This window comes from Desulfarculaceae bacterium (genome assembly GCA_020444545.1).
Lineage (GTDB): Bacteria > Desulfobacterota > Desulfarculia > Desulfarculales > Desulfarculaceae > Desulfoferula.
The window spans coordinates 621410-634073 of record JAHLKT010000004.1; the positions used below are offsets into that span (position 1 = coordinate 621410).

Annotated in this window: 10 protein-coding genes; all 10 read right to left on the bottom strand. The window is 64.5% G+C overall.

All coding sequences use genetic code 11. The features are described from left to right. The 10 genes from KQH53_14680 to KQH53_14725 all read right to left on the bottom strand — a co-directional run bounded on the left by KQH53_14680 (window position 1) and on the right by KQH53_14725 (window position 12595). Window positions 1–375, bottom strand: coding sequence for a P-II family nitrogen regulator (locus KQH53_14680; protein MCB2227922.1), 375 nt, complete (start codon window positions 373–375; stop codon window positions 1–3). After that, complete coding sequence (locus tag KQH53_14685; GenBank protein MCB2227923.1) at window positions 372–731, bottom strand: P-II family nitrogen regulator; 360 nt, start codon at window positions 729–731, stop codon at window positions 372–374. Before KQH53_14685 ends, KQH53_14680 begins: the two co-directional genes overlap by 4 nt. Window positions 732–765: 34 nt before the next feature. Then, window positions 766–1593: a nitrogenase iron protein gene (nifH, locus tag KQH53_14690; protein ID MCB2227924.1), complete on the bottom strand. Its 828-nt coding sequence runs from the start codon at window positions 1591–1593 to the stop codon at window positions 766–768. A 505-nt stretch (window positions 1594–2098) separates the two neighbouring features. Continuing rightward, on the bottom strand, window positions 2099–3646 hold the full coding sequence (locus tag KQH53_14695; protein MCB2227925.1) for a sigma 54-interacting transcriptional regulator: 1548 nt from the start codon (window positions 3644–3646) through the stop codon (window positions 2099–2101). Window positions 3647–3793: 147 nt separating this feature from the next. Next, window positions 3794–4717, bottom strand: coding sequence for a hypothetical protein (locus KQH53_14700; GenBank protein MCB2227926.1), 924 nt, complete (start codon window positions 4715–4717; stop codon window positions 3794–3796). 274 nt (window positions 4718–4991) lie between these two features. Continuing rightward, entirely contained in the window at window positions 4992–8108 is a 3117-nt protein-coding gene (locus tag KQH53_14705) for an efflux RND transporter permease subunit (GenBank protein ID MCB2227927.1), read from the bottom strand. A 7-nt stretch (window positions 8109–8115) separates the two neighbouring features. Further along, complete coding sequence (locus KQH53_14710) at window positions 8116–9243, bottom strand: efflux RND transporter periplasmic adaptor subunit (GenBank protein ID MCB2227928.1); 1128 nt, start codon at window positions 9241–9243, stop codon at window positions 8116–8118. After that, entirely contained in the window at window positions 9233–10822 is a 1590-nt protein-coding gene (locus KQH53_14715) for a TolC family protein (GenBank protein MCB2227929.1), read from the bottom strand. The genes KQH53_14710 and KQH53_14715 overlap by 11 nt, the downstream gene beginning before the upstream one ends. 25 nt (window positions 10823–10847) lie before the next feature. Beyond that, window positions 10848–11426: a TetR/AcrR family transcriptional regulator gene (locus KQH53_14720; protein ID MCB2227930.1), complete on the bottom strand. Its 579-nt coding sequence runs from the start codon at window positions 11424–11426 to the stop codon at window positions 10848–10850. Between the two features lie 197 nt (window positions 11427–11623). Next, window positions 11624–12595 carry an MBL fold metallo-hydrolase gene (locus tag KQH53_14725; GenBank protein ID MCB2227931.1) on the bottom strand — a complete coding sequence of 324 codons (972 nt, stop codon included), beginning with the start codon at window positions 12593–12595 and terminating at the stop codon, window positions 11624–11626. Window positions 12596–12664 lie beyond the last annotated feature (69 nt).

Here is a 12664-nt window from a genome sequence, read left to right on the forward strand (position 1 = left end):
CTAGACGATTGCCTTGGGGCCGATTTCTCCGGTGCGCACCCGGGCCGCGTTGCTGATGGGCAAAACGAAGATCTTGCCGTCGCCGGGCTTGCCGGTCTGGTTGGTCTCGATGATGGTCCTCACCGCCGGCTCCACGTTGTGATCCGAGACCACCATGGTCAGCATGCGCTTGGAGTAGAGCTTGCCTTTTTCGCCCAACAGGGCGATGGCCTCCTCGTAGCCCTCGCTGGCCCCGGCCAGGATCTTCACGTCCACCAGCCCCTTGCCGCGTCCCTGACACTCGTGGGCAAACATGGAGTCGATGCCGATCTTGGTCAGGGCCTGCTTGGTCTGGTTCATGGTGTTCATGCGCACCACGGCGATGATCTCTTTCATGCCGTGGCCTCGGCTTCCTCCAGCGGCGCGGTGTCGCAGACCCCGGAGCTGATGGTGTAGACCTCTTCCACCGGGCTTACGAAGATCTTGCCGTCGCCGAAGGCTCCCTTGCCCTTGGTGCGGGCCGCCTCCATGATGGTCTTGATCACGAACTCCACGTCCTCGTCCTTGACCACGCTCATCAAGAGGGTCTTGGGGATCTCGTCGTAGGTGATCTGGCCGATCTTGATGCCCCTCTGCTTGCCGCGCCCGGCCACGGAGTACTTGGTCACCGAGGGGAAGCCCGCGTCCATCAGGGCCTTCAGCACCTCGTCGGCCTTCTCCGGCCTCACGATTGCTCTCACCATAGTCATCATGTCGTTAATCCATCCCTTGACCGGTTAAGGTTGATCAGGCCGCCAACAGCCCGAAGTCCAGCAGCAACTGCTCCAGCTGCTCGATCTCCAGCGGCTCGGGAATGATGAACATCTCGTTCTCGTCGATGGCCTTGGCCAGGGCGCGGTAGTGCTGGGCCTGAGGCGCGTCGGGGTTCCACTCAATCACCGTCTTGCGGTTGATCTCGGCCCGCTGCACGTCGTTGTCGCGCGGCACGAAGTAGATCATCTGGGTGCCGAGCATCTTGGCCAGCTCCTCGATCATCTCGCTCTCGTTGTCCACGTTGCGGCTGTTGCAGATGAGCCCGCCCAGGCGCACCTTGCCCGATTCGGCGTACTTGCGGATGCCCTTGCAGATGTTGTTGGCCGCGTACATGGCCATCATCTCGCCGGAACAGACGATGTAGATCTCCTCGGCCTTGCCGTCCCGGATGGGCATTGCGAAGCCGCCGCAGACCACGTCGCCCAGCACGTCATAGAAGGCGTAGTCCAGGCCCTCGCACTCCTCATAGGCGCCCAGGGATTCGAGCATGTTGATGGAGGTGATGATGCCGCGCCCGGCGCAGCCCACCCCGGGCTCGGGGCCGCCGGACTCCACGCACCAGGTGCCGCCGAAACCGCCGCGCCGAATTTCTTCCAGCTCGACGTCCTCGCCTTCCTCGCGCAGGGTGTCCAGCACCGACTTCTGGGCCAGGCCGCCCAGGAGCAGGCGGGTGGAGTCGGCCTTGGGGTCGCAGCCCACCACCATCACCTTCTTGCCCATCTCCGCCAGGCCGGCCACCGTGTTCTGGGTGGTGGTTGACTTGCCAATTCCGCCTTTGCCGTAAATCGCTATCTTTCGCATGGCTGTTAGCCTCCTAAAGGATTGCTTTGGCCCCCAAGAGAGCAAGGCCCTTGCCAAGCGCGCTGGCCGGCGTGGCCGGTGCGGCGCAACCGGCGGAATTGGCTGGGTATAATTTTTTTCGCGGAGGGAAATCAGACTCGAACGGGCAACTGGACAGAGCGCGTAATTTTACCTACACGCAAAAAGATTTTACCTTGAGGTGAAATCCAGCGGGGCGTGTAAAGCGGGCACAAAACAATGGCCCTTTATCCATGCGCCTTGCCGCGTGTCCGCTCGCGGGGCGCATGAATAAAGGGCCTATGAGGAGACAACATCTCCCCTAGGTTTTAAGCTGTCTTCAGTAGGCACGTAGGCGTAAAGCCAGGCAATGCCTTTCCCGCGGCACAGCCAGGCGGCGGCAGGCAAGGCGCGGGCTAGCGAGTTCCGCAGGCGTATATGCCAATACGCCGAGGAAGCGAGCGACGCACGCAACGCCGCATCCCGCCGTCTGGCGAAGCCGCCCAATTTAGCCGTGCACTAGCTTGTGCCGCTCCGCCTTTACCCTCTCTTCCAAGCCATACTTCTTGAGCCGGTAGCCCAGCTTGCGCAGGGTGATGCCCAGGTCGGACGCGGCGCGCGACTGCACCCAGCGGTTGCGCTCCAGCGCGTCCAAGAGCTCGCCTTTTTCCAGCTCGTCCAGCTTGGAGCGGTTGGCCTCGTCCTCCCCGGCCGGTTCGTTGGCGGCGCTCATGAGGAAGCCGGGCAAATCGGCCTTGGTGATGGTGTCCTGATCCACCATGATGCTCAGGCGCTCGATGATGTTCTCCAGCTCGCGCACGTTGCCCGGCCAGGAGTAGGCCACCAGGGCCTTTTCGGCCGCGGTCTCGATGATCAGGCGGCGGCTGTACTCCTCGGAGTTCTTGTCCAGGAAGTGGTGGATCAACAGCGGGATGTCCTCCACCCGCTCGCGCAGGGGCGGCAAATGCAGAGGGAACACGTTCAACCTATAGTAAAGATCCTGGCGGAACTCCTTGGACTCCACCAGCACCGGCAGGTTCTGGTTGGTGGCCGCGATGATGCGCACGTCCACCTTGTGGGTCTTGGGCGAGCCCAGGCGCTCGAACTCCTTGTCCTGCAAGAAGCGCAAGAGCTTGGCCTGGAGGCTGATGGGCATCTCCGCGATCTCGTCCAAAAAGATGGTGCCCCCGTCCGCTTCCTCGAAGCGCCCCGGCTTTTCCTCGGTGGCCCCGGTGAAGGCGCCCTTGGAGTGACCAAAAAGCTCGCTTTCCAAAAGATTCTCGGGCAGGGCCGCGCAGTTGATCTTCACGAAAGGCCCGTCCGCCCGGGCGCTCATCTCGTGGATGATGCGGGCCACCAGGGTCTTGCCCGTGCCGGACTCGCCCAACAGCAGCACCGAGGCCTTGGCCGGGGCCACCTTGGCCAGGGTGCCCTGAAGCTCGCGCATGGCCGGGCTCTTGCCCACGATGAAGAAATTGTTGTACCGGTTGCTGACCTCGTCCTTGAGTAGCTTGTTCTGGCGTCTGAGCAACTCCTCGCGGCGCTCCACCTGGCGGTTGAGCTGCACGAACTGGCCGATGAGCTGGGCCACGATGGTCAGGAAGCGGATGTCCTCCGAGGCCGAGACCTCCTCGCCGAAGAGCCGGTCCACGTTGAGCACCCCGATGGGCTCGCCCGAGAGCAGGATGGGCACGCCCACAAAAGCCATCTTGCCCTTGTCCAGGTCGCGGGACTGGGTTTTGTTGAGGAACAGGGGCTCACGGCTCACGTCGGGCACGTAAAAGGGCTGGGCGGTCTGGAAGATGCGGCCGGTCACGCCCTCGCCCTGGGCGTAGACCCCCCGGCTCATCTCCTGGGGCGAGAGGCCGTAGGAGGCGTAGATGGCCAGCTTGCCGTCACTGCCCCGCAGGGTGACCGTGGCCCGCTTCATGGCCAGGGTGTCCGAGATGATAGCCAAGACCCGCTCCAGGGTCTGGGAGAGGTTCAGCGCCTCGCCGATTACCCGGCTGATCTCGAACAGAACCCGAAGTTCCAGCTCTGTGACCTGGGTTGCCATGCAGTTACAGAATGCAAGGATGGTGCCGCCAAATGCTATGATGGCAAAAGGCCGATATTACACACTATTTTAATGCCGGTTGCCAGAAGGGTCGGATAGCCCCGCCTATAAACATACTTACGTGAAGCGTTAAAGCGCTATTCATACCTAATTGTATGCTTGATCTGTCTTAAACACCTTTCCGTAGGACAATAGGGTGATTAGTCCGCCCCCGGCGGCGGCCAGTTTGGCCGGGTCCAATTTGGGCCCCAGGCCCCGCTGGGCCAGGAACTCCCCGGCCTGGCGCAGGCTCAGGTTATTTGGCGGCTGGCCGGGCAGGAAGGGGCAGCCGCCCCGCCCGCCCAAGGTGGCGTCCAGCCAGGCGGCCCCGCCCTGGGCCGCGGCCTCCAACACCGGCTCCAGCCGCTCCGGCTGGCCGTGCAGATGTAGGCCCAGCTCCGCGCCGGGCATCTGTTCGCGCAAATACTCCAAGGTATCGCCCACGCCCTGGGGAGTGGCCCGTCCGGCGGTGTCGGCCAGGGCCAAACGCCTCACCCCCAGGGCATGGAACGGGGCCAGATGGCGGGCCAAATCCTTTGGCGTAGGGGGCTTGAGCATGGGGCCGCCAAAGGCGCATTGCAAGCCCATGCGCACCCGGAGGCCGGCGTCCAGAGCCTCGCGGGCCAATGATTCCGCCCTCTTGAGGCCATCCCTCACCCCCCGGCCCAGGTTGCGCAAGCTGTGGCGCTCCGAGAGCGAGGCCGACAAGGCCACGCCGGTGAGGCCGCAGGCCAGGGCCCGCTCCAGGCCCCGGCGGTTGAGCACCAGGGCCCAAAGCTCCACGCCCGGCCGGGGGCCGATGGCCCGGATCAGCTCGTCGGTGCCCTGCATTTGGGGCATACGGTCGGGCCGCACCAAGGAGCCCACTTGGAAGCGGCGCAGGCCTGCTTTGAGTAATTGCTCGAAAAGTTGCAACCGGGCCTGCCAGGGGGTGAGGCGCGGGTACATCTGCAAGGCCTCGCGCAGGGTCTGGTCCTCTAGCCCCATCTTTCGGCGCGGGCCCTGCCCGGGTTGTGTGTGGTGCGGGTTCATGCTTGCGCCTCCCTGGCGGTTTCGCTGCGGCCGGGCGGATGGCCCATCCTGCGGACCCGGCCCTCGCCTTGTAACAATGCAAAGGCCGGACCAGCCCGCCGCCACGCAGGATCAACAGCAAGGTTGTCTTTTAAAACAGACTGTTATGGCAAACAAGACAAGGCGAGCCGGCCGAGGGGCCAGAGGAGGCCTTTCCCTGGGGGTAGGAAAATCTTCCCAAAAGGAAAGGCGGGCCTTGCCGAAGCAGGGCCCGCCTTGTTGGGGTTGGTCGGTTTTACTTGGGCTCGATCTTGCCCTGGCTGGTGTAGCCCTCCTCGGGCGCGGCCATGAAGCGGCCCTTCACCTTGCGCAGCAGGCGCCAGTTGGCCAGCTGGTCCAGGTAAGAGTAGATCACCGGCACCACCACCAGAGTAAGCACCGTAGAGGAGATCATGCCGCCGGCGATGGCCACCGCGATGGGCTGGCGGCTCTCGCTGCCCACGCCGAAGGCCAGCACCACCGGGATCACGCCGCCGATGGTGGACACCGCAGTCATCAGGATGGGCCGGAGGCGGGTGGCCCCGGCCTCGATGAGCGCGTCATGGGCGTCCATGCCCTCAAGCCTGAGCTGCCTAGTGTAGTCGATGAGCAGGATGCCGTTCTTGGTGGCCAGGCCCACCAGGAGAATCAGGCCGATCATGGAGAACAGGTTGAAGGTGTTGCCCAGCAGATAGAGCAGGCCGAAGGCCCCGATGAAGGACAAAGGCAAGCCCATCATGATGGCGAAGGGGTGCACGAAGCTCTCGAACTGGGCGGCCAGCACCATGTAGGTCAGCAGGATGGCCAGCACGAAGGCGAAGAAGATGTAGCCCACCGTCTCCTGCATGGCCTCGGCCCGGCCCGCGAACTTGGTGGTGTAGCCCTCGGGCAGCATCTGGTCGGCCATGGCCTGCACCTCGTCCATGGCCTCGCCCATGAGCTTGCCGTCCAGGCTGCTGTAGACGGTGGCCGAGCGGCTGCGGTCCAGACGGTTGATCACGCTGGGCCCCACCCCCTGCTCCAGGGTCACGAAGCTCGACACGTCCAGCAGGCGGCCGTCGGCGGCGCGCAGCCAGATGCGCTGGATGTCCTGGGGCAGGTTGCGCTGCTCCTCTGCCAGGCGCACCCGCACGTCGTAGCTCTTGCCGCCCTCCTTGAATTCCACGGTCTTCACGCCGCCCAGGAGGGCGCCCACCGCCGTGGCCACCTCGCGCACGCTGATGCCCGCGTCGGCCGCCCGGTTGCGGTCGATCTTCACGCGCACCTCGGGCTTGCCGATCTCCAGGTCGCGGGTGATGCCCACGAAGCCCGGCGTGGCCCGGAGCTTCTGCATGAGCTCCTCGGAATACTTGTCGATGCCCTCGATGCTGGGGCCCTGGATGACGAACTGGATGTCCTCGTTGCGCGCGGCGCCACCCAGGGGCGAGATGGCCACCGCGCCGCCGCGCACGTCGGGCATTTTGCTCAGCAGGCCGCGCACTTGGTTCTGCACCTCGATCTGGCCGCGGGTGCGCTTATCCTTCTCCATGAGGTTGACGAAGGCCAAGGCCTTGTTGGATCCCTCGTATCCCGAGACCGAGAAAAAGCTCTTGACCTCGGGGATCTTGATGAGCTGGTCCTCCAGGCGCATGAGCACCGAGTCGGTTTTTTCTAGGGAGTAGGACAGAGGCATCTCCAAGCTCACCATGAAGCGGCCCTGGTCGTCCTCGGTGATGAACTCCTTGCCCAGCAGGGTGAAGACCCAGCCGCCGGCCACCAGCATGGCCATGGCCAGGGCGATCACCGAAAGCCGGTGCTTGAGGCACCAGTCCATGAGCCCGCGATAGAAACGGCTGGTGGCGTCCATGGCCCGGTTGAACAGGTTGAAGACGCCGCCGCCGCCTTCGCTCACGGTGAGGAAGCGGGCCGAGAGCATGGGCACCACGGTGAGGGCCACGAAAGTGGAGCAGGCCACGGCAAAGGCCAGGGTGATGGCGAACTCGTAGAAGAAGCGCCCCACCATGCCGCCCATGAAGGCCACGGGCAAGAACACCCCGCCCAGGGCCACGGTGGTGGCCACCACCGCGAAGGCGATCTCCGAGCTGCCCTCCAGGGCCGCCTGCATGGGCCCCTTGTGCAGGGCGGTGCGGTGCCGGAAGATGTTCTCCACCATGACGATGGCGTCGTCGATGACCAAACCCACCGCTGTGACCAGGGCCAGCATGGACATGTTGTTCATGGTGAAGTCCAGCCAATACATGCAGGCAAAGGTGGACACGATGCTGGTGGGGATGGCCACCGCGCTGATCAGGGTGGTGCGGATGTTTTGCAGGAACAGGAAGATGACCAGGGCGGCGATGATGGCGCCCAACAGCAGCTGGAAGCGCACCTCCTCGATAGAGTCCTCGATGAACACGGTGGAGTCGGTGGCGATCTGCACCAGCACGCCCTCGGGGGCGATGCGTTGCAGCTCGGGCAGGATGGCCTTCACTTTCTGGGCGATGGCCACCTGGTTGGCCCCGGACTGGGGCGAGACGCCCAGCCCCACGGTGCGCTCCCCGCCGTTCTTGGTGGTGAAGCGGGCCACGCCCACGCTTTCCTCGCGGGCGCTCTTGGCGTAGCCCAGATCCTTCAGGCGCACCGGGGCGCCCTTGTGATAGGCCACGATCATGTCGTTGAAGGCCTCGGGAGTGGCGAACTCACCCACGGTGCGGATGAGGAACTCCTTCACCTTGGAGTCGATCTTGCCGCCGGGCACCTCCACGTGCTGGGCCTTCACCGCCCGGATCACGTCGTTGACCCCCAGGCCGTAGGCGGCCAGGCGCTCCCGGTATAGCCACAGGTGCACCTCTTTCTTGCGGGCCCCTCCCACGCGCACCTCTCCCACGCCCTGGATCTTCTGCACCAGGGGCCGAAGCTGCTCGTCGGCGATCTTGGTGAGCTGTTCGATGGCCTGAGGCCCGCTGATGGATATCCAGATGATGGGCTGGGCGTTGATGTCCAGCTTGTCGATCACCGGGGCCTCGGCTTCGTCGGGCAGCTCCCGGAGCTTCACCGAGACCTTGTCGCGCACCTCCTGGGCCGCGACGTCCACGTTCTTGTCCAGGTCGAACTCCACCACGATGCGGCTGACGCCCTGCATGCTCTTGGAGGTGATGTGCTTGATGCCGCTCACCCCGCTGATGGCGTCCTCCAGCTTGTCGGTGATGTCGTTGTCCACCTCTTCTGGCCGCGCGTTCTCCCACACCGTGGTCACGGTGACCATGGGGAAGTCCACGTTGGGATAGAGCGCCACCCCCAGGCGGAAGAAGCCGATGATCCCGAAGACCACCAGCGCGGCGACCATCATGGTGGAGGCCACCGGCCTCTTGATGGAAAAGTCGGTTAAAAACATGGCCGCCCTACTTCTTGTCCGCCGGAGCCTTGGGGGCCTCCTGCTTTGTGCTGACCTCGCTGCCCGGCTTCACCTGGAACTTGCCCTCCAGGATCACCTCCTGGCCGGGCTTGATCTCCGCGCCGATCACCTCGGCCCACTGGCTGGTGATCTTGCCCAGCTTCACCGGCACCTTCTTGGCCTTGCCGTTTTCCAGCACGTAAATGTAGGTCTCGGTCTCGGTCTGGATGACCGCGGCCCAGGGCACGGTCATGGCCGCGTCCTTCACCTGGGTGATCACGTGCACCCGCGCGAACATGCCCGGGTTTAACAGGCCCTGGCTATTGTCCACCCGGGCCTTCACCCGGAAACTGCGGGTGGCCACGTCCACCACCGGGGAGATGAAGTAGATCCGGGCCTTGAAGTCGCGCCCGGGGTAGGCCGCCATCATGAGTTGGACCTCCTGGCCCACGCTGATGCCCGCCTTGTAGCGCTCGGGAATCGTGAAGCCCATCTCCAGGGGATTCAGGCTCACCACGGTCACCACCTTGTCGCCCACCTTGAGGTAGTCGCCCACCGAGATGTCCTTGGACCCGGCCACCCCGTCAAAGGGCGCGCGGATGTCGGCGTCCTCCATGAGGTCCTTGTGCCGGGTCAGGTCGGCCTGGGCCTGGCTCAGGGTGGCCTCGGTCAGCTTGATCTCGGTCTCCAGGTCGTCGTACTTGAGCTTGGAGACCAGGTTGTCCTTCACCAGGGGCTTGTTGCGCTCCAGGATGCGGTTCTGGTGGGCCATGCGGATCTTCAGCTGATGGATGCGCTGCTCAAGGTTCTGGGCCGTGGCCTTCAGCTTGGCCGTGTCCTGCTTCACCAGGATCTGGCCTTCTTTCACCGGCTTGCCCTCATGGAAGAGTATCGCGGTGATGGGCGCGGCGGTCTCGGCCCGGAGCGTCACCATCTTGGGCGACTCCAGGGTGCCCACCTGGTCCAGGGTGTAGACCACCTTGCGCACGCTGGCCTTGCCCAGGGTCACCGGAGTGGCGGTCTTGGCCTTGGCCGTGGCCTTCTTGTCCTTCTGGCCGCAGCCCGCGGCGCCCAGGGTGAGCGCCGCCACCGCCATGAGCAGCGCGCCGGTCAGCAGCAGTTTTCTAGCGGGCATCGGCCTTCTCCTTGGGCCCCATTTCGGGCACGATGTTATAGCGCGAGAGATTGTCCCCAATGGCCCGGTGCAGATCGGCCAGGCCGGAGTTGAAGTCGGCCACCGCCGCGGCCTTGCGAATGCGGGCGTTGATGACCGAGTTCTGGAAGTCCAGAATTCTGAAGGAGTCGCTGAGCCCCTCGTCCAGGCGGCGGTTCTCCTGCTTCAGGGTGGTCTCGGCCAGGCGCACGAAGCGCTCGGCCACCTGCACCCGCTCCCAGGAGCGCCTGAGGGTGACCAGGGCGTTTTTCAGCTCGGTCTCGGCGTTGGTCTCCAGGCGGCTGAGGCGGTAGATGCCGCGCTTCTTTTCCCAGGCCGCCTGTTGGTAGCGGGCCTTGGCCGCCCGGTTGCCGATGGGATAGTCCATGTCCAGGCCGATGTACCAGGAGTAGCCGTCCGCTCCGGCCATGGAGCCCCAGGAGTCGCCGTAATCGCCGGCAAAGGGGCTGTTCACCCGGGTGCCGTTGTAGGCGTACTCGCGCTCGGTGCCCGCGAGGCCATTGGCCGCGATGGAGCCCAGCGCGTCCAGGCGGGGCAGCTTCTGGTTATCGAAGTACACCAGCCGGATGTCCAGGTTCTTCAGCTCCAGGTGCTGGCGCAGCAGATCGGGCCGGCGCTTGAGGGCGATGGCCATGGCCTTGGCGAAGCTGGGATAGGCGGTGTGCACGTCGCTCAGCGGCTGGGGGATGATGGTCACCTCGTAGAGCGGATCACCGGGGCGAATCTCCAATAGATTCTTGAGGTGGTTGGAGACTGTCTCCATCTGCTGCTTGGCGTAGACGATCTGCTCGTCGCGGGAAGCCACCGCGGTCTCGGCCTCCTGCACCTCGGTGATGGGCACCACCCCGGCCTCGAACTTGCGCCGGTTGCCGTCCAGCAGTCCCCGGGCCAGGTTGCGCGACTCCACCCGGTGCTGCAAGACCTGATAGGCCAGGGCCAGGAGGTAATAGGTGTTCTCCACCTGTTGGGCCACGCCCTGGGCCCGATTGAGGTAGTCGTAACGCGACTGCATCACCCGGTTCTGGGCGATCCTGAGGTTAGCCGTGTTCACCTCGGTGCCCATGCCCTTGAGCAGGGGCTGGGTCAGGTCCAGGCGAAGGGCGGTGCGGTAGCTGGGGTTGAGCCCCACGACGGTGGAATTGCTGTCCGTGCCCAGGGTTTCCACCCCCACCCGGGAGCGCAGGCCGGTCTGGAAGCGCTTGGACACCCCCACCGTGCCGCCGGTGGTGCCCAGGTCCTCATGATCGCCGCCGGCCAGGGCCGAGGCGCTGGGCAGGTGGTCCTGGGCGTTGTACACCGAGGCGTCCAACACCGGGTCGAACTGGGCGTCCTCCACCGTCCGCTGCTCCTGGCTGACCGGGATGTTCACCTCGGTCATCTTGAGCTCCAGGTTGTGCTCGATGCCCCTCACCAGGGCGTCGCGCAGGGGCAGCCGCACCCCGGGAGGCTGGCCCTGGTCCTCGGCGGCCCGGGCGGGCGCCGTGGGCGCGGCCGCCATGGCCAGCACGGCTAAAGCGATGATGATACGCAAGATTGGCATGCCGAATCTCTCCTCGGAGGCTTGATTACGGGGTTGGAGCCAAGGCGCGGTGCACGAAATCCAGGGTTTCCGTCAACAGGTCGCCCTCGGGGGTAAGGTTAAAAATGTCGAAACGGGGGATGCTGCTGAGCAGGCCGATGAGCATGCAGGCCGTCTCCCCCAGGGGGCAGGGCCGCAGGCTGCCGTCTTTGGCGCCCCGTTCCAGGGCCTCTTTCACCAGCTTTACCAACCGGAAGTGATAGGCGCGGATGTCCTCCCGGTGCTGCGAACCCGGGTTGGTTATCCCGATGGGGAAATCCCGCACCAGGCAGGCTATCTCCGTGGAGCGCTCCATCCGCAACTTAAAGTGGACCTCCACAAAGGCCTTGATGGCCTCCCAACCGGTGTCCACCCTCTCCATGGCCTCGTAAATAGCGACCAGGTATGCCTCGAAAATATCTTCGAGGATGCCCATCAAGATGTGGTCTTTGGTCTTGAAGTAGTAGAAGATGATGCCTTCGGAGAGCTCGGCCCTTTCCGCGATCTCGTGGGTGCTGGTGACGTGGTAGCCCTTGGCGGCGAACAGCTCGGCCGCTGCCTTGAGAATGTCTGGTTTGCGCGACATGCGGGCCTCCCGTCCGGCCAAACATGGCAGGCGGGCCGCTTTGTGCCCGCCTGATCCACCGAATTTGGGTCACTCGATAAAACTGAGTGAGTACTCAATTAATATCATTGCCAGGGTTTTTGTCAAGACCCGGGCGGGGCGGGTGTCGGCATTTTTTACGGCAATTAGGAGACAACCCCGGAATCGGGGCCGCATGGTCAGGCGGCCGGGTGGTAGACCCGCCGCCCGTTCTCTTCCACCACCCGGGCCCGGCCCTGGTTTTCCAGGTAGCGCAGATGGGCCATGGCCTCGCCGGTGGCGAACCACTTCTGAGGCACCGGAAACTCCTCCCAGGAGCGGCACTTGAGGTCCCAGCTCATGCGCATGGCGGTCTGGTAAGCGTCGCGGGGCTTTTGGGCCAGGATGTCCTCCACCTCGGCCAGGCGCTGTTGGTGGTGGCCCTTCAGCTGGGCGATGCGCCCCGGGCAGTCGGTGATGATCCTCCGGTGGCCGGGCAGCACCAGGCGGGCCCCCAGGGTGGCGGTCTGGTCCAGGCTGTCCAGATACATGGCCAGAGGGTCGAAGCCGTCTTTCCAACATTGGATATTGGGGGTGATGTCGCCCAGGATATGGTCCCCGGCGATGAGGATGCGGTGCTTGGCCTCCCAGAGGCAGGTGTGGCCCAGGGTGTGGCCCGGGGTGAGCAGGCTGGTGAAGCGGTAGGGGCCCACCTCCAGGGGCTGGCCCGGCTCTATCAGGTTGAAGCGGGGCACCCAGGAGGAGCCGTGCTTGTAGCCCGGATGGTTGCGCAGGGCGTCCCCCAGCGCGTCGGCCGGGAAGCCGTTGAGCCCGCCGAAGGCGAAGATCAGCTTCCAGTCAAAGCCCGCCTCGATGATCTCGGCCTCGGGACGGTTGAAGAAAATCCGGTTTTGCGGCCCGCTGATCTCGGAGATCAGGGCGAAATGGTCCGCGTGCAGATGGGTGATGAAGAAATCGGTGCGCTCCAGGTCCACCTCCAGCTCATTGATGCCTTGGCGCATGGCCTCCAGGCACTCGGGCATGTTCAGGCCCGTGTCCACGATGAGGTTGCGCTCCTCGCCCAGGACAAAATAGCTGTTCAGATACTTCAGGGGGCTATTCGGCAGGGGGATCTGCACCCGGTACAGGGACGGCGCGACTTTCTCGATCATGTTGAGCAACCTTTGCGCGGATCAACGGCTCCCACCGGGGGCGCCTGAACAATGTACAAGGGCCCATGC

Excerpts from the sequence above, each read along its gene's own strand:
- KQH53_14725 (MCB2227931.1), bottom strand. The coding sequence starts at position 12,595 with ATGATCGAGAAAGTCGCGCCGTCCCTGTACCGGGTGCAGATCCCCCTG.
- KQH53_14700 (MCB2227926.1), bottom strand. The coding sequence starts at position 4,717 with ATGAACCCGCACCACACACAACCCGGGCAGGGCCCGCGCCGAAAGATG.
- KQH53_14705 (MCB2227927.1), bottom strand. The coding sequence starts at position 8,108 with ATGTTTTTAACCGACTTTTCCATCAAGAGGCCGGTGGCCTCCACCATG.
- KQH53_14680 (MCB2227922.1), bottom strand. The coding sequence starts at position 375 with ATGAAAGAGATCATCGCCGTGGTGCGCATGAACACCATGAACCAGACC.
- KQH53_14695 (MCB2227925.1), bottom strand. The coding sequence starts at position 3,646 with ATGGCAACCCAGGTCACAGAGCTGGAACTTCGGGTTCTGTTCGAGATC.
- KQH53_14715 (MCB2227929.1), bottom strand. The coding sequence starts at position 10,822 with ATGCCAATCTTGCGTATCATCATCGCTTTAGCCGTGCTGGCCATGGCG.
- KQH53_14685 (MCB2227923.1), bottom strand. The coding sequence starts at position 731 with ATGATGACTATGGTGAGAGCAATCGTGAGGCCGGAGAAGGCCGACGAG.
- KQH53_14720 (MCB2227930.1), bottom strand. The coding sequence starts at position 11,426 with ATGTCGCGCAAACCAGACATTCTCAAGGCAGCGGCCGAGCTGTTCGCC.
- nifH (MCB2227924.1), bottom strand. The coding sequence starts at position 1,593 with ATGCGAAAGATAGCGATTTACGGCAAAGGCGGAATTGGCAAGTCAACC.
- KQH53_14710 (MCB2227928.1), bottom strand. The coding sequence starts at position 9,243 with ATGCCCGCTAGAAAACTGCTGCTGACCGGCGCGCTGCTCATGGCGGTG.